Below are 20,489 nucleotides of genomic sequence, written 5' to 3' on the forward strand. Positions count from 1 at the left end.
CGCTGCTGATGAGCGCGGCCGGGGGACGCCGACTACTGCCGCTGCCTGGCCAACTGGATCGCCTCAACCGCACCCTTGCCGTTTCTGACCGCAACTACGTGCTCGACGACGGCCAGGCGGGCTTGGCCTATGACGAGCTCTTCGAGCGCTACCTGGAGTCGGACGATGTGGTCGTGCCTCCGGCGCCGCGCATCGTGGCTTACGTGGAAGCTCTCGTAGCGCGATACCCGGACGACAGCGATCGCAGTGGCGTATGGGCGTCACCGCCGGTCACCGATGAGGCATCGGGCCCGATCGTGTACCTGCTGATGTCCTACGGCGAGGCTGAGGAAGTGTCTGAGTACGCCGCTGCGCTGGCTCGCGAGCACGGACTCGTCTGCTTCGATCCGCAGGAAGAGCGTCTGCGGCCGTGAGCCGGCTGTTCTTTCAGCGGGCGGACCAGAGGAAGATGGCCGCGATGAGGAGTCCGGCGCGGTGGCCGGGCGGCCGGGGGTTCGACCTCGCGCTGCTGGTATCGGGCGCCCACCAGCGCCACGCCGCTGCCGTCATCGCCCCGCTGGAAACCCTGGGGCAGGACTGCGACCAAGCCGTGCAGCGGCTGCTGCACTTCGGCGGTGTGCAGCGCCGCACGACCCCGGGCCGCGGAGATGGCCGGGGTGCTGGTCTACGACCCCTACGCCCACCACCCCGACGAGGTGAGCGAGGACCTCGCAGCCGCGCGCTCCCTCGTCGGCCAGGGCGGCCGGGTGGACCGAGGCGGCGCCCTTCGTCGTTCTGTTCATGACCGGGGTTGCAGCATGCGGTAGATGAGGTTGCGTGTCGCTCGTCCACGCGGTGGTCGTGGTGGGCCGGGTCCTGGAGTGCGAGGGGCCAGTGGAAGGTGCCGGCGACGAAGGCGAGTGTTCCGTTGTCGTGTTCGCACAGGCTGGTGTTCTGTTCATGACCGGGGTTGCAGCATGCGGTTGATGAGGTTGCGTGTCGCTCGTCCACGCGGTGGTCGTGGTGGGCCGGGTCCTGGAGTGCGAGGGGCCAGTGGAAGGTGCCGGCGACGAAGGCGAGTGTTCCGTTGTCGTGTTCGCACAGGCTGGTGTTCTGGATGCGGCGGCCGCGCCCGCCTCCGGGGCCGAAGCTGTCGCCGTAGGGGAACTCCGAAAGGAGCGTCCGGCCAGCGCCTGTCGGGACCGGCATCCTGTCGTCGTAGCCGTCGGCTTCGCCGTCGACCAGGTCGTGTATCTCCTCGCCGTCCTTGAGGCCGGTGCCAGCCCAGAACCAGTGGTCCGGCTCGCGCACGACCAGGGGCGCGGGTTCGGACAGGATGCCGTTGTACTGCACGCCCAGCAGCCCTTGTTCGGCACGGCCGTGCTTCTTGCCGTGCGTGTGGTCCTTCAGGTCGCGCCAGCGGTCGGTGGGACCGTGTTCGTCCGGTGCGGGATCCTCGGTCTGCTTGTAGCAGACGACGGGGCCGGGAACCCGTGCCGAGGCCGTCGACTGGCTGGACGCGAATCGGCCCGGGCCCCCTTCGGGCCTCATTCTGAAACGATCAGTAAGGCGGCGTCGTGCCGAACGGCCGTCGCGGGAGCGTCACAGCTCGGCTGGATCCGGCGCGTGCAGTCCGCGTGACGACCAGCGCACCAGCGAGGGTGCCCCTGGGGGCTTGTTTTGCTCTACTGGGCGGGGCAACGGAAGCTGCTGGCGAGCGGTGTGCGCACGTCCGGTACGGTCAACGCGGTGGTGTCGGCGCCAGCCTTCTGGGCGGCAGCCATCACGGTGGCGATGTCGCCCGTGGCCAGTGTCTCGGCGGGGCACTGCCGGCACTCTCCTTGCGGCTTGTGCCCTGGCTGAGCGTCAACGAGCGCCCGGACGTGGCCGAAGGCGTCCAGAGCCCGGTCGACCCGCACCGCGTACCACGTCCCCCGCTGCTGCTGCGCTGAGAGGCCGGTTGCGACCTGGGGATGCACGGGCAGGTCCACCTGTTCGTTCACGCAACGGACGAGGACGACCTGGTCGAGGTAGTCACACCGGTCGGGCCCGGGCCGATTCGCGTCCAGCCAGTCGACGGCCTCGGCACGGGTTCCCGGCCCCCACAGATACTCGGACGGGAAGACGGTCGTCGCGGCCCGGGCGTCGAATTCCATCAGGCCCGGGTCGTCCACCACGGCACGCACCAGGATGTAGGCCAGCGGCTCCTCGTCCTGCACCGAAGCCAGATGTTCGGCCAGACTGGCGAGGATCGTGTGCCCGCTCTTGCTCCAGCCGATGGCGATGATGTCCCGCTTCAGCGGCGCCGGGTACAGCCGTCCGCCCGGGGTGGGCTGCCCCCACAGGTGGTTGATGAGCTCGGCGAGGTCGGACAGGGTGCGGGCGGCGTCCACCGGGGAGTTCAGATGGTAGGAGCCGTGCGCGGCCATGTTGCGCATCTCCCTCTGGACCGGCTCCAGGCTTCGGGGGCGCTGCCCACGGAGCAGACCTTCGCGACGCGCCCACCGCAGCAGCCCGCCGAGCATCCCGTTGAAGTGCTCCCAGTCCCCGGCAGCGCCCATCCGGATCTCGGTGCCCTTCACGTTCCGGAACTGCTCGTGGAAGGCCGGGTAACTGGTCATGGCGACCTGGTGTTCCCGGCCCCGGCGGTCGCGCACGTCAACGATGCGATCCTGGTAGCGAGCCACGAAGCGGTCCCGCAGGGCCTGCTCGAAGGTGAGACGGGCCGCGTCCTCGACCAGGGAGAAAAGCTCGTAGCACAGCACCCCGTGGCTGAACCCGGCCCGCAGCTGCTCGAACTTGTTCCGCGTCGATTCGGCGACCTCGTCCGCCAGCTCCAGCCGGGCGACCACCCGCTGCTGGAACTCCGCCGAGTCCTCCGCATGCAGCCGGCCGAGGCCCCACGGGGTGAAGCGCAGCGTCCGCTCGTCGACCGCCTGCAACTGCTCGAGCGTCTTGATCTCCATACTGGGCCGTGCCTGCCTTCCTGATACGGCTGTCGGTCAACCAGCCAGGATTGGCTCAAACCCCGGATACCGCAACCGAATTGACCCCGATCCTGACATCCACACCAGCCGTTCCCTCCGCGAAGGGCTGCGTGAGCGCAACCGTGGTGGCGCGCCCACACCCAAATGACCGCCCACATCGCCGAGCAGCAGGCGGCCTCGCCGCCAGGGGGACCGGCTGGGGCGTTGATCGCACATGCCGGGCCGGGGGCGCCGGGGCAAGGGCAACGCGGTCGCCGGGCTGGGCAAGGAACACGGAATCAAGTGAAGTTCACGCGGGTTCTCGAGACGTACCGCGGGCGAATCAGCGAGCGCACGAGGTTCTCGACCACGGGCAGATTCCGCCAGCTGAGCCGGGAACCTGCCCGAGAGGGCGGGAATCCGGAAGTCGCGCGTCAGCCAATCCACGCCTCGCCGTGTCGATGCCGGTCCAACCCCACAGCTGAGAACTCGTCTTCGCCGGCGGTTGCCACTACGCCCAACCGCCGCAGCGCTTGAGAGATCGGACTGCCGGCCGGCGGGAAGGGCTGGCCCTCCTCCACATGGAGCGGGCCCAGCACGATGGTGCCGCCCTCCCACACGGCAGCCCGCTGCTCGCCCACGCCGCCGAAGTACTCAGCTTCCACGTAGGCCACCGGCCCACCAACTGACCAGGCAGCGAGGGCCTTCTCGAACCCTCCTGGCAACCGCCAGAACCCCAACGCGCCTACGCCGCTGCCGACGACGGAATCGAACAAGATGTCCGTCATCGGCATCAGCGACAGGCCCTGTCCGATCGACGCCAGCCGAGCGGCAGGTAGCTTCCGCGCCACACCCCGCAGCGCCTCCCCTTCAGCGATCACTGCGTGCAGGTCGTAACCCATTCCAACACCCCCTCCAGATCGGAGGCCCCATCTTGTCCCAGACGGCGAAGGCGAACCCGCGCGGCACTCCCTCTCAGGACCACCACACCCCCAGCCGGTTCTCGCCGGAGCACCGTCCCAATCACCTCTAACATCCACCCGCCGCCGGGCTCTCGTGGTCTGCTCGAGGACGCGGGTCCACCGGGAGGCGAGGCGGCTGCCTGCACCCTGGCCGCTCCCGCCCACGTACGGCCCCCAGTGGGGCCCGGTTGCCCGGGAGCCGGGCGGTTGCAATCGACGAAAGGCGTCAAGTCAGCGTCGCAGTCCGGGACCGACGCGCTCGTAGGTGCAGCGCTTGGTGACCGGGTTCAGGACGGCGACTTTCAGCGGGCTCTGAGTGGCCGCCTTGATACGGGAGAGCCAGGCCTGCCCGGGGACCAGGATCGTCAGATCCGCAGGCCACCCGGCGAATGCCGAGGGCTCCGGGCAGACCACACCGGCCAGTTGGAACGCGCTGCCCTTGCGCGGACGGCTGTAGAGGAGCAGTCCGTTTCCGTGGGCGGGGCTCTGGGCGCCGCACTCGACGGCCTTGCCGGAGGTGGAGCGCACCATGTGCATGAACGCGGGCCACAGTTCGGCGTCCATGCCCGCGTGCTCGAAGAAGGCCGTCAGCCGCTCCTGCTCCGCCCGCTGTTCCCTCGCCTGGTCCTCAGCGGCCTGTCGGCGGTCCTCGGCGGCCAGCCTGCGCTGTTCGGCGGCAGCGGCCCGCTGCTCCGCGGCCTGCCGGCGTTGTTCGGCGGCGGCCGCCTGCAGGATGGCTTCGGCGTCGGCCTCCAGCCGGGCCCGGTCGATGGCCAGTTGGACGTAGGAGCGGGCGGTCCACCACACCGTGGCGTCCGGGCCGGTATGGGGATGCACCCGTCCCTGAAGAATCCACCGGATCGCATCGACGAGGGAGCAGGAGACATGGGTCCACGCCGCCTTCGTCCTCAGCGTGTGCGGCGCCGCCCAGGTGTAGCGCGCCATGCCATGGCGCACCGTCCATGCGTCTCCGCGGTTCCTGGGGGGCGCTACCCGCAGGGAGGGCACGCCGCGCTCCCACGGCCGCTTCTCCACCGCAATCCAGCACACCGCCACACCGTCCGCCGCGTAGCGATCGGTCCGCATCTGCGCGTCCTGCGGCGTCATCGGTGACAGCTGCGCCTCCAGCGCCATGAACGGCCGGTCCTGCCGGTCGAAGACCAGCACGTCGGCACGCCAGGTCCGGGCCTTGTTGCCGACCTCCAGCTCGGCTCTGAAGCCCGCTGCCCGGGCGGCGGTGGCCAGCTCCAGCTTCAGCAGGTGATGCTCGGGCGACTCGTTCGCCAGCGCGCAGTCGCGGGGCCGCACCTGGTGGTAGAAGTGCCTGGCACGGTGGGGGGAGATGCGCGCGAACACCCTTCCCCGGCACTCCGGACACGCCAGCTCCAGCCCTTTCACGCGGTGGACGTCCGCCCAGGACCGGCCGCACCCGAGATCGTCCGCCGACGCATCCAGCCGGCCCCAGTCCGCGTGCACGGCGGTGTACCCCATCGGCCCCCCAACCTGTGCCCCGACAAGGACAGCATCCCCTGTGCCCGCAATGGCGATACACCCGGTTTCCAGGGCACGGCAGGAAGAAGACCGAGACTCTGGGAAGCGTGGTCTGCGTGGCACGCTGTGACGAATCGAGGAGAGGAACACCTCAGGTTGGTGGCCGGCCAGGTGTCTACAGGGTGGCTGACCACCGGCCGCGTGAGAGCGTGGTCTGTCCGTCGGGGGTGATCGTGACGCGAGCCCGGTCACCGGCAGTTCCCCGCCGATGATGAGACGGTCGAGGACATCGGTCAGCAGGTCCCACAGGCGGCGGGGACCGCCTTGGTGGACCGTCGGCAGGGCACGGGACTTCGCGGCGCTGGCGCGAGCCCAGGAGCCGTCGGGGTGGACCTGCTTCAGCCGAACCGGGGCTAGGGCGTGTATCGGAAGTGGATCTTGGGCGTGGAATGATCTTGGTTCGTGGCACGTGGAGATCTGACGGATGCGCAGTGGGCGGTGCTGGAACCGCTGCTGCCGAAGGGCAAGAAGCCGGGCCGGCCGCCGACATGGCCCCGGCGGCAGCTGATCGACGGCATACGGTGGCGGACCCGGACTGGGACGCCATGGCGGGATGTCCCAGAGCGGTACGGGCCCTGGGGGCGGGTGTATGACCTGTTCCGCCGCTGGCAGCGGGACGGCACCTGGCAGTGGATCTTCACCGCCCTGCAGACTCGGGCCGACGCCGAGGGTCTGATCACCTGGGACATCAACGTCGACTCCACAGTCTGCCGGGCCCATCAGCACGCCGCCGGGGCGAGAAAAAGGGGGACCTGCAGAAGGAACCGCCCGGCGGCCTTGCCGCCGAGCCGGACGACCACGGCCTTGGACGCTCGCGCGGCGGCCTGACCACCAAGCTCCACCTGGCCGTCGAGCAAGGACAGAAGCCCATGTCGATCGTGATCACAGCAGGGCAGCGCGGGGACTCCCCACAGTTCGAGCCCGTCCTGGACAAGGTCCGCGTGCCCCGCATCGGGCCGGGCAGGCCCCGCACCCGGCCCAATCGTGTGCGCGCGGACAAGGCGTACGCCTCCCGCAAGAACCGCGCCTACCTGCGCCGCCGCAGCATCCGCTGCACTATCCCGGACAAGGCCGACCAAGCCCGCAAGCGCAAGAAGCTCGGCTTTCGTGGCGGCCGGCCGCCGAAGTTCGACAAGACCGACTACCGCGAGCGCCACGCGGTCGAGTGCGGGATCAACCGCCTCAAGAGACACCGGGCCGTGGCCACGCGGTACGACAAGCTCGCGGTCCGCTACGAGGCGACCGTCCTGGTTGCGGCCTTCCACGAGTGGCTGTGACCAGCACGGTCACAAAGCGACTAATCGTCGAGTTCGGTGAAGAGGGTCAACTGAAGAGCGCCCGGTGCCTCGAGCCGGGAGTTCAGGGAGTTCCACGGCGTGCGCGTCGGTTCGGCGACCACCTGGGCTCCGGCTGCGGCCAGCTTCGATGTGGTGGCGACGGAGTCGTCAACCTGGAAGGCGACCCGGACGTGGCCGGCTACTCGCCGCCCGACCTCGACTTGGTCGATGAAGGCAGCGTGGTTTGGGTCGGTCAGCTCCAAGGTGGCTCGGCCGGCGTCCAGGATGGTGACTCGTCCGTCGGGAGAGGTGAACGCGCCGCGTTCACTCAGGCCGAGGACGTCGCGGTAAAAGTGCAGCGCCGCATCGTAGTCGGCTGCCGTGACCACTAAGCGGAGTTCGCGGACGGCGGGTTCGTCGGACATGTCGGCTCCTAGGAGATCTTGGGTACCGACTCGTCAACCCCGTCCTGGACCGGACAATTCCCGTGCCGCACCGGTTGGATGACCTCACACCGGCTACGGCATGCCCGCGCTGGTTGTAGCCGTTAGCGAGTCGGTGTTACCAGTGCTTCCGATACACGCCCTAGAGCCTGTCCGGGCGATCTTGTCTGGTGGTTTCTAGTGGCCGAGAGAGCCGATGAAGCGGTCCAGCCGTGAGACGACTTGCCGCAATACGTCAACGGATCCCGTGGCGTCGTTCGCGAGCTCCAGTGCGTGATCCGCTGAGGGAACTTCCAGGGTGCCATCTGCTGACCACAGCCGATGGCGCTCATAGGCCGTCTTCCACGGCCCGAACCGCTCAGGCAGATCCCGCCACTGCACCCCGGTCCGCACCCGGTGCAAAATCCCGTCGATCACCTGTCGGTGATCCCCCCACCGGCCACAACGACAACGCCCATTGCTGACCGGCAGGAACGGCTCAAGCCGCTCCCACTCGGCATCCGTCAGATCACCTCGCCCCATGTCCCGAACAACGATCCGACACGACGCCAGTCACATGATCAGCTGGCTAGTAGCCTGCGGCCATGCCCGATCCCTCCCCCTTCGCCATGCCCACTCGCTTCGATGGTGCCCCTGACCGTGTCGCAGTCGTCGTTCCGGGCGTCGGTTACTCGCCCGCCAGGCCACTGCTGCACTTCGCTCGCGGCGTGCTCCTCCAGCGCGGCTGGACGGTCCAGGAGTTGTGGTGGCAGATCCCAGATGACTTCTCGCAGTTCACCGTGGACGACCGGATCGCGTGGGTGGAGCGGCATGTCACCCAGGCCATCGACGCCGAGGCAGGGGCCTGTCGCCTCCTTGTCGGCAAGTCCTTGGGCTCACTCGCCTGCGGCATCGCAGCCGAGCGAAACATCGCAGCGGCCTGGCTCACTCCTGTCCTGACCATCGACCATGTGGCCCGTGCTCTCCAGCGAGCCCAAGCGCCGACCCTCCTCATCGGCGGCAGCGCCGACAAGTTGTGGGACTCACGGATCGCCGAGTCCCTACGACATGACGTCCTGGAAGTTCCCTCGGCGGATCACGCACTGGAGCTCGCGGACGACGCCACGGGATCCGTTGACGTATTGCGGCAAGTCGTCTCACGGCTGGACCGCTTCATCGGTTCTCTCGGCCACTAGAAACCACCAGCCAAGATCGCCCGGACAGGCTCTAGCCGGGACAACCACTCACATCGAGACCGTCCCCCTCGACATCGACCCGGCTGCCCTCACCCAGCGATAGTCGGCAGAGCAGCTGGTACGGATCATTCGGCGGGTGTCCAGGGCGGGTCCGGGGTGATGTTGATGACGCCGCAGTACCTCTTCCTAGCAGGACCAGGACAACGCTGGTAGCGGCCCCGACACGGCTGCTCGTTGATCGGGCATGAGCGCCCAGGTGCAGAGGAAGCGCGGTGACAAGCCCAGCCAGCCTCATGAGGCAGGCCCGCACCGTGTGGCCTGGTGGGCGGTGTCGAAGACGTTGATGCCGAGGGGGCCCACACCCCTACGGCTCCGAGGATCCATGGCGTCGACCCTGACTACGCGTTCCTGACCTAGGGGCCGGTTACGCGATCAGGGCCACCACCATGGCGATCAGTCCGATCGCTATCAGCGCCACAACGATCCTGAACACCGGGGAACAGCGGGCCTGGGCCTGGCCCCTGCCCGGCGGAGAGGCCCAGTGGCTCCGCATCGCACACGAGGTGACCGCCGGCCAGAACTGGCCCTGTTACCTGGGTCCTGCCGAATCCCTCCCGCTGGCCGTCACGTCCGGGCGTACCCCCATCCGCCAGGTGCAGCTGCCCGCCACCTCGGTCGGCTGCCCGACCGCGGTGGCGGGCAGCGCCGTCTCACCGCAGGCCACTGCCACGACCGGCGCGGAGTCGTGATCCCGCACGGGGAGGGTCTCGTGACCGTCCACCCCACCGCGGTCGGTCGGCTGACCGCCACCTTGCGGATGGAACAGACAGTGCTCGACCGCCACCCACGGTGTGCCGTCGTGCTCGCCTGTGGCAGCGGCCTGGGTCTCGGCCTGCTCCTCGGACCGAAGGCGGCTTCACTCCTTCGGCTGCGCCTGTGCTGTGCGCAGGTAGTCCAGGCCGGCGTGATCCGTCACGTCGGAGTCACCGCTCAGACGGTGTACCACGGTCCAGCGCCCGTCCGGGACGGCGCCGGCGAAGACGGATGCCGTGCCTGTCGCTCCGTTGTGCCAGACCACGGGCAGCGGTCCCGTGCGTTGCCATCCGAGCCCCGGGTCTCCAAGTGAACGATCGAGCACGAGAGCCGTCAGCACGCGTGCCAGCGTGCGGGGAGTCGCCCACAGGCCGCCGGCGGGCAGGACTGCGCCGGTCATGGTCCACGGTTTCACCGTGCGGCCGAACCACCTGGTCGGCAGCAGCCGGCTGTGCTGCGGCGGTGTGGCGCTCATGGCGTGCGGCGGCAGGCCAAGGGGTGACAACACGAGTCCGGCGACGAGTTCCTCGTACTCCTGCCCGCTTGCCGCTGCCAGCGCCGCGCCGAGCACGGCATAGCCGAGGTTGGAGTACTCCTGGCGTTGTCCCGCGGGGGCGACGGCGAGCAGGTCGAGGCCGGCGAGCAGCTCGCGCAGCCGGTCGGCGGTGAACGTCCGGTACGGGTCACGGCGGGACGTGCCAGGGGGAAGCCGGGGCAGACCTGAGGTGTGCTCCGCCAGATGACGCAGGGTGATCCCGGTTCCGGCCGGGGCGCCGAGCCATCGCTCGACGGGGTCGTCAGGCGTCAGCACCCCTTGTCCGGCCAGTTGTTGGAGGATGGTTCCGGTGATGACCTTGGTGAAGGACCCGACCTCCACGTATTTGTCGGGGTCGTGTGCGCCGGTGACAATCGGATTCTCGTCGGCGCTGCCGAGGATGCAGGTGGGGACGGTGCGCATGGCTGTCAGTTCGCTGTCTGGGGAACGGGGGCATCGACTGTGCGGTCGCTGTCCGGCGCGCCCCCCTCGGTGACGGTCCGGACGCCTCCGGGCTGTTTCGGCGTCCAGCGTGCTGTGATGCTGCGTGCCGTCCGGCGTGCACGGGCCAGGGCCGACGAGAGGAAGATCAGGTCGCAGGCGATCATCGTCAGGGCGAACGCGGTGAGTCCCATGAACACGCCGATGGACACATGGAAGGCGATGGATGCCGCCGCCGTCCACGGGCGCAGCCTCGCCACCAGGATCCCCATCGGGAAGTACACGAGGAACAAGGTGGTGCTGTAGGTGCCGAGGAAGACGAGGACGTCGTTGTCGTAGACCAGGCTGGACCATCCCGGCAGCTCGAACTCGGGAACGCGCATGATGTAGAAGAGCGCAGTGCCGTCCTGCCACACCTCTCCCTGCACCTTGTACAGACCGCTCACCACGTACACGAGGCACATCTGCAGGGCGATCGCAGCCACGCCGAGATTATGCAGGGGGACGCGGAGGCAGCGCAGGCCTTCGGGGAGTCGTCTCGTGACGCGCTGGGCGAGTCCGCTCGAGAAGGAGAAGTGCCGGTAGCAGTCGGTCAGCAGCAGCATCGGGATGACGAGTTGAGCGAGGTTGTCCCCGCCGTCCAGGAATGCCGACTGCCGCTCGTAGAGCGACCACAGCAGCACTCCGTGCGCCGCGAGGACCATCCGGCCCCCCACGCCGAAGGTGACGGCCACAGCGGCGAACAGCCCGAGGTGGAAGACCACCTCGAACCAGGCGTGGGAGGTGGTCCACGCGTAGAGGCTGAAGCTGCCCTTCTCTTTGATCTCTTCGACGAAGAGGTGGTGGGGCAGGACCGAGTCGGCTCCTGGGCCGAACAGGTAGCTCCGGTCGCTGTAGTGGCTCACGTAGTACATGAGGCCGACGAAGCCCAGCAGCGCGCGGGTCCCCGACACGCCCAGCGCGGCGATGGGGCGACTGGCGGCGGCGTCGATCGCTTCCTTGATCCTCATCGAAGGTCCACCGCCTTCTTCCACGGCAAGTCGTAGAGGTCCACTTTGCTCTTCGCCTCGGCGTTCTTCCGCTGCGACCAGGGAGGCAACGTCTTGATGTACATGCGTACCTGGACAGCGGTCGGCCCTGTGCCGTCGGGGCAGACGTCGTGCATCCGGGTCAGCGAGAAACGGGACAGCGATCGCTCGGCGTCTTCGTGCTGACTCTTTTCGTACGGAGTCAGAGGAATGACGTGATCACGCTTTCCGTCTTTTGCTGGCGAGTCCTCGGTATTCTTCTCCTCCTCTTTCTGACGGAGTCGCAGCAGCAGGTCGTCAGAATCGTTCAGCTGATTTATCCCGTTGCTTACGAGGCGTACTGTGCGGGAGGGGAAGAATCGGTCTTCCTGGGTCTCCTTGATCAGGGGTCCGGTCACGTCGTAGAAATCTGTGACGGAACCGTCGGAACACTTTGCGCGAGCTATTATCCCTTCGTCGTCCTTTGTCGGATTCGGAGCGAAGAGACTCCAGTTCTGTGTGAAATACGGCTCCAGGTAGCCGCTGATGAGCCCGTGCAGCCTGATTTTGGCGGGGCTGAGCGGCGCCTGGGAGAACGCCGCAAGAAAGAAATGGGCGCCCAGGAGGGCGGCACCAGTCAGCAGTGCCGCCCTCTGGATGCGCCGATGGCGCGCGATCACCTGTCGAAAGCGGTCGCCGCAGCGGAGGCGCCGTCGACGGACACCTTCGCAGGCGCGCTGAACAGGCTGAAGTTGTTGGCCACCTCGGACGCCTGGTGTGCGACGGAGCCGGCGGCGGCCCGTGCGTGCACGGTGGCGCGAGCGGCGGCCCGCCCGGCCGCCGCGGCAGCCCGCGCGCCGGCGGCGGCGCGCGGGGCCACCGGAGCGCCCTCGCTTGCAGCCTGGGTGCTCAGGCTCACGTCAGCCTGCTGCGGGGTGGAGGCCTGGGCCGAACCCTGCATCGACACCGTCAGGAGCGTGCCCGCGACGGCCACACCGAAGACGACTGCGGCATTCTTCTTCTTCATTGTTTCCCCTCTTTTTCTGGTCGTCCGGGGAAGACGACGGCGTGCCGGAAATGTTGGTCAGACATTCCCGACCGCTCGCCCCCGTGAGCTGACCAGGTTTTCCGACGGAGACGGAGAATGTTCGCGACGTGCGCCCCGTATGCCCGCTTGCATCTGCAAGTGAGCCCTCATGCCCGCCGCGATTCCTGATGATCTTATGGAGATCATCAAGGCCATCTCAAGGAGTGATCATGTGGTGATCATCACAGCGCCGTGTTCGCGCGCCTTCGCCCCTGAGTGGTTCGCGCGCTATTCGGTTCCCTGGGGGCTGCAATCGGTCAGCGATTGACCTGAATCCGTTGAACGGTGAAATGGTAGCGTTCCGGCCCTGAACGCTCACGGAGGATGTATGGAACCAGATGCGATCGTGGTGGGAACCGGGCCCAACGGCCTGGCGGCAGCGGTCACTCTCGGACGCGCGGGACTCAAAGTCGCACTGTACGAGGCCCGGGAAACCATCGGCGGCGGGCTGCGGACGGAGTCGCTCTTCGACTCCGAGATCGAACACGACCTGTGTTCCGCGGTTCACCCCATGGCCGTGGCGTCCCCCTTCTTCCGTCGGTTCGACCTGGCGTCCCGGGGGGTGACGATGCTGTCCACGCCCGTCAGCTACGCCCACCCTCTCAAAGACGGCCGCGCCGGCCTCGCCTACCGGGACCTGGAGGCGACCTGTGAGCACCTCGGCCCGGACGGCGAACGTTGGCGCCGCCTCATGCAGCCGTTGCTCGAACGTTCCCAAGAGCTGGTCGACTTCATCCTCTCCGGACAACGAAGCCTTCCCCGCAGCCTCTCGGTCCCCGCGCTGCTGGCTTCCCGCATGCTGGTGCACGGCACCGCGTTGGCGCCCCGCCACTTCAGCACCGAAGAGGCCCGCTCCCTCCTCACCGGGGTGGCGGCCCACGCGGTGGGCAGGCTGCCGTCCCTGGCCTCGGGCGCGGTCGCCGTGCTTCTCGGACACCTCGCGCACGCCGGCGGCTGGCCGGTGCCCGAGAGCGGAAGCGCCCGCATCGCCGACGCGCTCGCCGCCGACATCGTCGCCTGCGGCGGAACCTTCCACACCAGCCATCACGTGACCCGCCTCGAGGAGCTCCCCCGTGCCAAGGCGGTGCTGCTCGACGTGAGCCCCAAGGCGTTCGCCCGGATCGCCGCCGATCGGCTGCCCCTCCGCTACCGGCGAGGCCTCGCCCGGTTCCGGTACGGGCCCGCGGCGGCGAAGGTCGACTTTCTCGTCTCCGAGCCGATCCCCTGGGCCAATCCCGCCGTAGGACAGGCCGCCACCGTCCACCTGGGCGGGACCCAGGCAGAGATGTACCGGGCCGAGACAGCGGCGGCGGCCGGCATCCGGCCCGAGGAGCCGTTCGTCCTGCTGGTCGACCCGGCCGCGGCCGACCCCGGCCGCGCCAGAGCCGGACGACGTCCCGTATGGGCCTATGCCCACGTCCCCAACGGTGACGCCGTCGACCCGGCCGCGACGGTCACTGCGTGCATCGAGCGCTATGCGCCGGGATTCACCGACACGGTCATCCACCGGCGGGGGATCAGCGGCGCACAGTACGAGGAGTACAACCCGAATTACGTGGGGGGAGACATCGGCGGGGGAGCCATGACCCTCTGGCAGTCCCTCATGCGTCCCGTGCCCCGCTTCGATCCGTACCGCACCCCGCTGCACGGTGTGTACCTGTGCTCGGCGTCAACGCCGCCCGGACCGAGCGTCCACGGCATGTCGGGACACCTTGCCGCGCTGTCCGCCCTTCGCCGCGAGTTCGGCGTACACGCTGCTCCGGACATCGGACCGCGGTGAGCCGTCCGCACGCGACCCGCCCGCGCAGAGCGCTGCTCACCCCGCGCTCTCCGCCACCTCGTCCGCGGACGTGTCGGGGAAGATCAGCCGCACCCCGCCGCCGATCACCAGGAAGCAGGACAGCAGGAGGGCGAAGTGCATGAACTTCGCGGCACCCTCCCAGTCGGACGAAGGCCCCAGGACCAACCAGAAGGCGAGAGCCATCCCCGCCAACACCACCGTCACGCCAAGCAACCGACGCACTCCATGATCCCTTCTCAAAATGACCTTCAGGCAACCGTCCTACTCTACGCACCGGTAACTACGGCTCGGCGCACGGCAGATGAGCAGCTGGCCGAATCGCGCCGCACGCAGGCGCGGCGCCACCCTCATGAAGGCCGCGCGGGGCGGGGGAGAGCCCCCGCCCCTGCGAGCGGGCGACGCCGTATCCCTGCCCGCGCCGCGCCGGTCGACGAACGCAGCACGCGCCCCAGTTGGCCGAACCTCGGTCACCAGGCCGGTACACGACCAACGCGTCCGTGCTTTCGGACATCGCCGTAACACGTCCGCTTCGAGCGCATGGATCGTCGAAGCCGAAACGGCGGAAGCCCCGCTGTGACTCCTCGTTGTCCAACCTCTGCCGATCCGGCGCCCTCGACGGCCACCGAGACCGAGCTCGAGGAGATCGACCCGCACTGGCCCGGATTCAGCAACAACCCCGGCCCGGTCGAGCGCCGTGAAAGGTCAGTAGTCGAGGTCGCGGTAGTCGATGTCGTTGAGAGTGACGTCGGAGAGTCCTGTGGCGCGGCCTCCGCCGTCTTGAGCAGATCTCCTTGAACCCTTCGGCGATGATCTGGCGCATTTCCTGGTCGTTGGCGCCCTGGTCACGGGCGTCGAAGAGGCGTTCTGGTCACGCCTTGGGCGGCCGCGTGGAGCCTGCGGCCTGAGGTGCGTAGGCCGGGGCGAGGTGCACGGTGAGGCGTCGGAAGCGTTCGTCGTCGGTGGTGCCGACCGGTGCGGTGTACCCGAACCGGGCCCTCGTCTCCACGGTGATCCCGGCCGCGGACAGATCCGCCGGAGCGCGGCGTGGGCCTATTGCGGTTTCGTCATCGTGGCGGGTACGGCGGCCGGGCTTCTCCACGACGACAGGCAAGCCCAGATCCGCACCTGGACCGCCTCACCGATCGCCTGGATCAGCAGCTGATCTGGGTGGCTGCCTTCCTGTCGGCTCTGCTCTCGCTGAGCGCACTGACCTATCACCTGGTGGAGCTGCCGGGGCAGCGCCTGGCCCGTCGGCTGTTGGCTCGTGAGTCCGGTCCGCCCACTGGGAACGGACCGGTCGTCCCAGAGACGCCGAAGGAGTATGAGGCGGCTGCTCGCAGGGGACGCCATCGTCTGGTCTCAGGACGGCAACAGCCGACGGTCGCGGTACCGGCGGACAGCCAGAAGTCCTAGCAGCCTCAAGCCATCGTGGTGAGAGCATTCCGCGAACAGGGCCAGCCGGTCGTGCAATCGGCTCGTCACGTTCGGGAGTGCATCGCCTCAGCCGATACCTGACCGGTCGCGCCCTGCTCAAAGGCGTGCGACCGGTCAATCCCTGGCGCGGGCCGGGCCAGTAGTGGCCGGAGAACCACTGCAGCTGCATGAACAGGTCGAGGTGATGGTGGTGGTAGGAGAGCGGGGCGATGCGGTGGGTGTTGCAGTAGAAGGAGAGCCAGCGGGTGTTGCGCAGCCGCGGGTAGTAGTTGGCGATCGTGGTCAGGCCGCCGTCCCACAGCTTGAGCGCGAGTTCGTTGTGGGTGTGCTGGTAGTAGTCCCACACACCGAACAGGGCGAAGATCATGCCGTTGAAGGTGTAGTCCGACGTGCCCGGCGCGTCGATGGGGTATTTCTGGATCCAGAAATAGCCCGCGCTGTCCTTGTTGACCACCCACGGTTTGGCGTCGTCGGCGCGCAGCAGTGAGGCGAACGCGCCGTCGGCCGCGGCCAGGTACTGGGGGCAGGTCTTCGCGTATCCGTAGGAAGCAAACGGGGTGGCGGTAGCGGCCGTCGTCGACGGCAGTGTCCGCGAGGACTCCACCACGACCTCGGGGTGGCCAGGGCCGAACTCCAGCTCGCCGCGCTGCCCCAGCCGGCGCTGAAGCGGCATCCGTGCCACGGGTGGTCGGCATGGGCGGGGCGCACGTGGGTTCCCAGGTCGCGCCGGGCGGCGGAGGGAAGCGGGGCGGTGCGGGCGATCAGCCGGAGTCGGCCGGAGGCGCCGAGAACAGCTTCGGGCGTGGTCCGGGCTCACTGGTGGACCCGGTATTCGAGGGTTGCAGCATTCGCCGTAGAGCGAGCAGTTCCGTACCCGGCGGTCACGTCAGCGGTGACAAGGTGTAAAGCTCTCGCCGCAACGGGCGCTGTCTGCGCGAAGACGCCGGATCAAGAAGAACCGGCCTCTTGCGATGGACTCGCGACGGACGCCCGCGCTCCGGTGCGGTCCTTCGCCTTCTGCCACCGCGCCGTACGGCCCCCTCCCGCAGCGGCAGTAACCGCGCGGCAGAAGGCTCACCCGGCGCTACAAGGTTCACGGCGCCGGTAGGGCACCGATCTGCTGCATCACCCCGAGGAGGTCGGGCTGGCCCCGTTCGCCGACGATCCGGCCGTCGGCCAGGTAGTAGAAGTTCATGGCCTGCACCGAGATCTTGTTGCCGCTCGCCGGGATCCCGAAGAAGTCCCCGTCGTGGGTTCCCCGCATGGTGAACCGCGCGGCCATGGTGTCGCCTTCGGTGACCGTCTCCTCCAGCGTCCACTGGACGTCGGGGAAGGCGCTGCGCATCATCCCGATGACTTCCAAGTACCCATCGGGCCCCCGCAGTGGTTCCGGGTGGCTTGGCGCGTGGAAGACCGCGTCCGGAGAAATGACCTCGCGGGCGAGATCCTCGTTGCCCGTGTTGATGAACTCGACGAAACGGTTCATCACTGACTTGGCGGACTGCGATGGCATCTTGCTGTGCCTCTCCAGAGACGTTTGGGCTGGCACCTGCGAGCGTAACATCGAATCGATGTTCACATCGATTCGATGTTCGCGTGAGAAGATGGACTCATGCTGGAACTCGCGATACTCGGCTTCCTCGCCGAGGGACCCCTGCCTGGACACGAGCTGCGCCACCGCGTCTCACAGCTGACCGGCTATACGCGGCCGGTCAGTGACGGCAGCCTGTATCCGGCGATCAATCGCCTGACCAGGGCGGGCTTGATCGAGCGGCGCGCCGACCCGGCCGCGGGGGCGGCCCGGTACGTGCTCAGCCTGACCGCGGCCGGGCGGGCCGACATGCTGCAGCGCCTGCGCAAGCCCGCCGACCACGAGATCACCGACTTCACCCGGTTCTACGTCGTCCTGGCATTCCTCTCCCACCTGCCCGACGTGGCCGAACAACACGCGGTGCTGCGCAGACGGCTGGAGTTCCTGGAAGAACCGGCGAGCTTCTTCTACGACAACGAGCGGCCCCTGCGTGCCGAGGAGGTCGCCGACCCCTACCGGCGGGGCATGCTGCTCACCGCCCGCGCCACCAGTCGCGCCGAACGGACCTGGCTGCGCGAGACCCTCGGGGAAGAACCGCCCGCATTCGACACCGCATGCACCGACAGCGATCCGCACGCGCCCGCCGCTCCCGCGAGCTGACTGTCCACGGAGGTACCCCCATGCTTGCATCCTGGTACGACGACCAGGGCCCCGCCGCCGATGTCCTGCACGTCGGTGAACTCCCTGATCCCGTCCCCGGCCCCGGCGAGGTCCGTGTCCGCGTCACGGTCTCGGGCGTCAACCCCGGCGACACCAAGAAGCGGCGTGGCTGGCTCGGCTCGTCCATGCCCTTCCCGCGGGTGATCCCGCACAGCGACGGCGCCGGAGTCATCGACGCGGTGGGTGCCGGAGTCGACGTCCACCGCGTCGGGCAACGGGTCTGGGTGTACGGCGCCCAGTCCTACCGCCCCTTCGGCACCGCCGCCCAGTACACCGTCGTACCCGACCACCAGGCCGCACCCCTGCCCGACCACCTCAGTGACGAGTTGGGCGCGGGCCTCGGCATCCCCGGCATCACCGCCCACCGCACCGTCTTCGCCGACGGCCCGGTCGACGGCCAACTGGTCCTGGTCCACGGAGTTCTCGGCGGCGTCGGCTCCCTGGCCGCCCAGCTCGCCCACTGGGCCGGCGCCACCGTGATCGCCACCGTCCGCCGCACCGCGGACCTCGACCGCGTCGACCCGGCCGTCGCCCACACCATCGCCCTGGACACTGGCGAGCCCGCCGCGGCCATCCGCTCGTACGCGCCACGGGGCGTCGACCGGATCATCGAGGTCGCGCTGTCCGACAACGCCGATCTCGACAACGCCGTCGCCGCCAACAACGCCGTCATCGCCGCCTACGCCACCCGCGCGGACCGCACCGAGATCCCCTTCTGGCCTCTGCTGTTCGACAACGTCACCCTGCGGCTGCTCGGCAGCGACGACTTCCCCGCCGAGGCCAAGCGCCAGGCCGCCCGCGACCTCACCTCCGCCGCCGCCGTCGGCGCCCTCACGGTCGCCGTCGGCGACCGTCACCCGCTGGACGACATCGCCAAGGCCCACGACCGCGTCGACGCCGGCGGTGGCCACGGCCGCATCCTGCTCACCATCCCCCAATAGCGCAGACTCGGAACACTGCGGCCCGGATGGCGCTGGGTCCGCGGTGGCGTGCGCGGCGTTGCAGCTCGCCGAAGGGCAGCCGCCCTTCGTGGGGCACGACGAGCTCGGCGTCCAGGGACCAGGTCCTCGCTCGCGAGGGCGGCGGCCTGGGCGATGTCCGGGAACGCGGGGGTCAGGTCAGAGCTCTGCCGGGACTGCACTCGAACCAGGTCGGCGCGCGCGAACACGATGGCCCTGAACCCGTCCGCTTCTGCTCGTAGTGCAGCGATCCGGGCAGCATGCCGTCGGGCGGCAGTACAGGCCGGGGCCTCGGCGAGCATCGGCTCAATCGAAGGAGTCAGGACCACACGCCACACCTACGCCCTACCGCTCCGGTCGGCGCGCCGAGCGGACCCGTATGGTCGCTGACGTCCCCGGCCAGGGATGGCACAGTGGCGGCATGTGCGGCCGTTACGTTTCCACCCGCAGCCCCCAGGACCTCGCCCCGCTCTTCCACGTCGCCGACCCGCCTCCCGAGGAGACGCTCGCACCGAGCTGGAACGTCGCCCCCACCGACAACGTGTGGGCCGTCCTCGAGCAAGCTCCCCTCGACAGCGATAGTGCCAGTGCCAACGACGCCCGAGTCCGGCGGGAGCTTCGGCCGCTGCGCTGGGGGCTGGTGCCGTCCTGGGCCAAGGACGTCAAGATCGGCTCCCGCATGATCAACGCACGGGTGGAGACCGTGCACGAAAAGCCCGCCTACCGCCGCGCGTTCACGCGCCGCCGCTGCCTGCTGCCCGCCGACGGCTTCTACGAGTGGGAACAGATCAAGGACCCCGGCACCGGCAAAACCCGCAAGCAGCCCTACTTCATCCACCCCGAAGACGACCAACTGATGGCCCTCGCCGGACTGTACGAATACTGGCGCGACCCAGCCGTCAAACACGACGATCCGGACGCCTGGCTGATCACCTGCACCATCATCACCACAGAAGCCACCGACGCAGCCGGACGCGTCCACCCCCGCATGCCTCTCGCCCTCACCCCCGACCACTACGACACATGGCTCGACCCCACCCACCAGGATCCCCACGACCTGCGCGCCCTCCTCGGCCAGCCCGCCGGCGGCCACCTCGACGCACGCCCCGTCTCCACCTTGGTCAACAACGTTCGCAACAACAGCCCTCACCTCGTCGACGAGGCCACCAGTTAGTGCTTTGACCGCATAGGTTCGCCGAGTTGATGGTCATGGCGGTTGGATGTGCGGTGACGCCCGATCCGACCGCTGGAGGCGCCGTGGCCGAGCCTGTACGAATGCGCAGACGACCAACCAGGAGGGGCAACGGCTGCAGCAGATCGTGCGCCGTGGCAGCACGAGTTCGGTGCACTATCGGCGCGCGATGATGTTGCTGGCCTCTGGGGCGGACGCCGCCTCAAAAAGCCGCAGCTTGCCCCAACCTGGCGAACCTACGCGGTCACAGGACTAGGGTCCGTCTTCAAAGATCGTTAGGTGATGGATCATGGTGGGGTGATACGACGCCATGAACTCACCGACCACGAATGGGAGATACTGGCGGGTGGCGCTGTGGTCGGCGTAGCGGACGGTGCAGGTCAGCCCGGCGGTGATCTGGCCGGAGTCTGGCCGTCACCTCCGCGCCCTCCGCCGACCTGGTCAAGCGCTCCCTGGCCCGCGGCTTCGCCGAGGACGTCATCGCCTTCGCCAAGCTCGAGGTTAGGGTGCGCGGCACGCGCATGGCCGCGGAGGCGGGCCCGCAACTCGGTGGCCGCTGTGGCGTTCGCCGCGGCACGAGGGTCTCCGTTCGCCGCCTGCACGATCCCGCCTCCCG

Annotated in this window: 21 protein-coding genes and 3 pseudogenes; 10 read left to right on the plus strand and 14 right to left on the minus strand. The window is 68.7% G+C overall.

The genetic code is table 11. The annotated features are described in order from the left end of the window. Positions 1-8 precede the first annotated feature (8 nt). Together OG736_RS43790 and OG736_RS43795 are read left to right on the plus strand one after the other, a co-directional pair. On the plus strand, positions 9-413 hold the full coding sequence (locus tag OG736_RS43790; RefSeq protein ID WP_327187441.1) for a hypothetical protein: 405 nt from the start codon (positions 9-11) through the stop codon (positions 411-413). A 201-nt stretch (positions 414-614) separates the two neighbouring features. After that, positions 615-806: a hypothetical protein gene (locus tag OG736_RS43795; protein ID WP_327187896.1), complete on the plus strand. Its 192-nt coding sequence runs from the start codon at positions 615-617 to the stop codon at positions 804-806. Between the two features lie 259 nt (positions 807-1,065). Here the strand turns inward: OG736_RS43795 and OG736_RS43800 are convergent. The 4 genes and pseudogenes from OG736_RS43800 to OG736_RS43815 form a co-directional block, all read right to left on the minus strand. Next, a pseudogene (locus OG736_RS43800) lies at positions 1,066-1,530 on the minus strand (N,N-dimethylformamidase beta subunit family domain-containing protein); the annotation flags it as partial. 134 nt (positions 1,531-1,664) lie between these two features. Then, positions 1,665-2,945, minus strand: a complete 1,281-nt coding sequence (locus tag OG736_RS43805; protein ID WP_327187442.1) for a hypothetical protein — start codon at positions 2,943-2,945, stop codon at positions 1,665-1,667. A gap of 434 nt (positions 2,946-3,379) precedes the next feature. Next, entirely contained in the window at positions 3,380-3,847 is a 468-nt protein-coding gene (locus tag OG736_RS43810; protein WP_327187443.1) for a hypothetical protein, read from the minus strand. A 291-nt stretch (positions 3,848-4,138) separates the two neighbouring features. Then, positions 4,139-5,398: a competence protein CoiA gene (locus tag OG736_RS43815; RefSeq protein ID WP_327187444.1), complete on the minus strand. Its 1,260-nt coding sequence runs from the start codon at positions 5,396-5,398 to the stop codon at positions 4,139-4,141. Positions 5,399-5,860: 462 nt separating this feature from the next. Here OG736_RS43815 and OG736_RS43820 point away from each other — a divergent pair. Then, a protein-coding gene (locus OG736_RS43820; protein WP_442817147.1) for an IS5 family transposase occupies positions 5,861-6,735 on the plus strand; the annotation gives its coding sequence in 2 pieces (ribosomal slippage) (positions 5,861-6,227 and positions 6,227-6,735; 876 coding nt in all). 20 nt (positions 6,736-6,755) lie between these two features. Here the strand turns inward: OG736_RS43820 and OG736_RS43825 are convergent. Both OG736_RS43825 and OG736_RS43830 read right to left on the minus strand, forming a co-directional pair. Then, positions 6,756-7,160: a VOC family protein gene (locus tag OG736_RS43825; protein ID WP_327187446.1), complete on the minus strand. Its 405-nt coding sequence runs from the start codon at positions 7,158-7,160 to the stop codon at positions 6,756-6,758. Between the two features lie 312 nt (positions 7,161-7,472). Next, positions 7,473-7,700, minus strand: a pseudogene (locus tag OG736_RS43830) (transposase); the annotation flags it as partial. Positions 7,701-7,762: 62 nt separating this feature from the next. On the opposite strand from OG736_RS43830, the gene OG736_RS43835 reads away from it, so the two are divergent. Both OG736_RS43835 and OG736_RS43840 read left to right on the plus strand, forming a co-directional pair. Further along, a complete protein-coding gene (locus OG736_RS43835; protein WP_327187447.1) occupies positions 7,763-8,353 on the plus strand; it encodes an alpha/beta fold hydrolase in 591 nt (196 codons plus the stop codon). A 446-nt stretch (positions 8,354-8,799) separates the two neighbouring features. Then, positions 8,800-9,102 carry a hypothetical protein gene (locus tag OG736_RS43840; protein ID WP_327187448.1) on the plus strand — a complete coding sequence of 101 codons (303 nt, stop codon included), beginning with the start codon at positions 8,800-8,802 and terminating at the stop codon, positions 9,100-9,102. Positions 9,103-9,269: 167 nt separating this feature from the next. Here OG736_RS43840 and OG736_RS43845 read toward each other — a convergent pair whose 3' ends face one another. Genes OG736_RS43845 through OG736_RS43860 form a run of 4 tightly spaced genes read right to left on the minus strand, consistent with a single transcriptional unit; the run spans position 9,270 to position 12,176 of the window. After that, on the minus strand, positions 9,270-10,124 hold the full coding sequence (locus OG736_RS43845) for a serine hydrolase domain-containing protein (RefSeq protein WP_327187449.1): 855 nt from the start codon (positions 10,122-10,124) through the stop codon (positions 9,270-9,272). 5 nt (positions 10,125-10,129) lie between these two features. Then, entirely contained in the window at positions 10,130-11,152 is a 1,023-nt protein-coding gene (locus OG736_RS43850; protein WP_327187450.1) for an HTTM domain-containing protein, read from the minus strand. Further along, positions 11,149-11,829 carry a DUF5819 family protein gene (locus OG736_RS43855; RefSeq protein ID WP_327187451.1) on the minus strand — a complete coding sequence of 227 codons (681 nt, stop codon included), beginning with the start codon at positions 11,827-11,829 and terminating at the stop codon, positions 11,149-11,151. The genes OG736_RS43850 and OG736_RS43855 overlap by 4 nt, the downstream gene beginning before the upstream one ends. Beyond that, positions 11,826-12,176, minus strand: coding sequence for a hypothetical protein (locus OG736_RS43860; protein WP_020132562.1), 351 nt, complete (start codon positions 12,174-12,176; stop codon positions 11,826-11,828). The genes OG736_RS43855 and OG736_RS43860 overlap by 4 nt, the downstream gene beginning before the upstream one ends. A 169-nt stretch (positions 12,177-12,345) precedes the next feature. Here OG736_RS43860 and OG736_RS43865 point away from each other — a divergent pair, with 169 nt between their 5' ends. Next, a complete protein-coding gene (locus OG736_RS43865; protein ID WP_327187452.1) occupies positions 12,346-12,504 on the plus strand; it encodes a hypothetical protein in 159 nt (52 codons plus the stop codon). Between the two features lie 60 nt (positions 12,505-12,564). Further along, a complete protein-coding gene (locus tag OG736_RS43870; protein ID WP_327187453.1) occupies positions 12,565-14,016 on the plus strand; it encodes a phytoene desaturase family protein in 1,452 nt (483 codons plus the stop codon). Positions 14,017-14,052: 36 nt separating this feature from the next. Here the strand turns inward: OG736_RS43870 and OG736_RS43875 are convergent, their stop codons facing one another. From OG736_RS43875 to OG736_RS43890, 4 genes and pseudogenes are all read right to left on the minus strand, one after another. Continuing rightward, positions 14,053-14,259 carry a hypothetical protein gene (locus OG736_RS43875; protein ID WP_327187454.1) on the minus strand — a complete coding sequence of 69 codons (207 nt, stop codon included), beginning with the start codon at positions 14,257-14,259 and terminating at the stop codon, positions 14,053-14,055. A 480-nt stretch (positions 14,260-14,739) separates the two neighbouring features. After that, positions 14,740-15,139: pseudogene (gene tpg / locus OG736_RS43880) on the minus strand (telomere-protecting terminal protein Tpg); the annotation flags it as partial. Positions 15,140-15,172: 33 nt separating this feature from the next. Further along, positions 15,173-16,144 carry a D-glucuronyl C5-epimerase family protein gene (locus OG736_RS43885; RefSeq protein ID WP_327187876.1) on the minus strand — a complete coding sequence of 324 codons (972 nt, stop codon included), beginning with the start codon at positions 16,142-16,144 and terminating at the stop codon, positions 15,173-15,175. A 420-nt stretch (positions 16,145-16,564) separates the two neighbouring features. Further along, positions 16,565-16,984 (minus strand): ester cyclase, encoded by a 420-nt coding sequence (locus OG736_RS43890; protein WP_327187455.1) that lies wholly within the window; start codon positions 16,982-16,984, stop codon positions 16,565-16,567. Positions 16,985-17,083: 99 nt separating this feature from the next. Here OG736_RS43890 and OG736_RS43895 point away from each other — a divergent pair, with 99 nt between their 5' ends. The 3 genes from OG736_RS43895 to OG736_RS43905 all read left to right on the plus strand — a co-directional run bounded on the left by OG736_RS43895 (position 17,084) and on the right by OG736_RS43905 (position 19,855). Beyond that, on the plus strand, positions 17,084-17,662 hold the full coding sequence (locus OG736_RS43895; protein WP_327187456.1) for a PadR family transcriptional regulator: 579 nt from the start codon (positions 17,084-17,086) through the stop codon (positions 17,660-17,662). A 20-nt stretch (positions 17,663-17,682) separates the two neighbouring features. Beyond that, on the plus strand, positions 17,683-18,663 hold the full coding sequence (locus OG736_RS43900; RefSeq protein WP_327187457.1) for an NADPH:quinone reductase: 981 nt from the start codon (positions 17,683-17,685) through the stop codon (positions 18,661-18,663). Positions 18,664-19,102: 439 nt separating this feature from the next. Beyond that, positions 19,103-19,855 carry an SOS response-associated peptidase gene (locus OG736_RS43905; protein ID WP_327187458.1) on the plus strand — a complete coding sequence of 251 codons (753 nt, stop codon included), beginning with the start codon at positions 19,103-19,105 and terminating at the stop codon, positions 19,853-19,855. The last annotated feature ends 634 nt before the right edge of the window (positions 19,856-20,489 follow it).

Origin of the sequence: Streptomyces sp. NBC_01334, from assembly GCF_035983595.1 — a bacterium.
Taxonomy (GTDB): domain Bacteria; phylum Actinomycetota; class Actinomycetes; order Streptomycetales; family Streptomycetaceae; genus Streptomyces; species Streptomyces coriariae.

Coding starts and splice junctions, on each gene's coding strand:
- OG736_RS43845 (WP_327187449.1), bottom strand. CDS start 10,124: ATGCGCACCGTCCCCACCTGCATCCTCGGCAGCGCCGACGAGAATCCG.
- OG736_RS43865 (WP_327187452.1), top strand. CDS start 12,346: ATGCCCGCCGCGATTCCTGATGATCTTATGGAGATCATCAAGGCCATC.
- OG736_RS43825 (WP_327187446.1), bottom strand. CDS start 7,160: ATGTCCGACGAACCCGCCGTCCGCGAACTCCGCTTAGTGGTCACGGCA.
- OG736_RS43835 (WP_327187447.1), top strand. CDS start 7,763: ATGCCCGATCCCTCCCCCTTCGCCATGCCCACTCGCTTCGATGGTGCC.
- OG736_RS43895 (WP_327187456.1), top strand. CDS start 17,084: ATGCTGGAACTCGCGATACTCGGCTTCCTCGCCGAGGGACCCCTGCCT.
- OG736_RS43810 (WP_327187443.1), bottom strand. CDS start 3,847: ATGGGTTACGACCTGCACGCAGTGATCGCTGAAGGGGAGGCGCTGCGG.
- OG736_RS43905 (WP_327187458.1), top strand. CDS start 19,103: ATGTGCGGCCGTTACGTTTCCACCCGCAGCCCCCAGGACCTCGCCCCG.
- OG736_RS43850 (WP_327187450.1), bottom strand. CDS start 11,152: ATGAGGATCAAGGAAGCGATCGACGCCGCCGCCAGTCGCCCCATCGCC.
- OG736_RS43805 (WP_327187442.1), bottom strand. CDS start 2,945: ATGGAGATCAAGACGCTCGAGCAGTTGCAGGCGGTCGACGAGCGGACG.
- OG736_RS43885 (WP_327187876.1), bottom strand. CDS start 16,144: ATGCCGCTTCAGCGCCGGCTGGGGCAGCGCGGCGAGCTGGAGTTCGGC.
- OG736_RS43860 (WP_020132562.1), bottom strand. CDS start 12,176: ATGAAGAAGAAGAATGCCGCAGTCGTCTTCGGTGTGGCCGTCGCGGGC.
- OG736_RS43840 (WP_327187448.1), top strand. CDS start 8,800: ATGGCGATCAGTCCGATCGCTATCAGCGCCACAACGATCCTGAACACC.
- OG736_RS43790 (WP_327187441.1), top strand. CDS start 9: ATGAGCGCGGCCGGGGGACGCCGACTACTGCCGCTGCCTGGCCAACTG.
- OG736_RS43890 (WP_327187455.1), bottom strand. CDS start 16,984: ATGCCATCGCAGTCCGCCAAGTCAGTGATGAACCGTTTCGTCGAGTTC.
- OG736_RS43900 (WP_327187457.1), top strand. CDS start 17,683: ATGCTTGCATCCTGGTACGACGACCAGGGCCCCGCCGCCGATGTCCTG.
- OG736_RS43870 (WP_327187453.1), top strand. CDS start 12,565: ATGGAACCAGATGCGATCGTGGTGGGAACCGGGCCCAACGGCCTGGCG.
- OG736_RS43815 (WP_327187444.1), bottom strand. CDS start 5,398: ATGGGGTACACCGCCGTGCACGCGGACTGGGGCCGGCTGGATGCGTCG.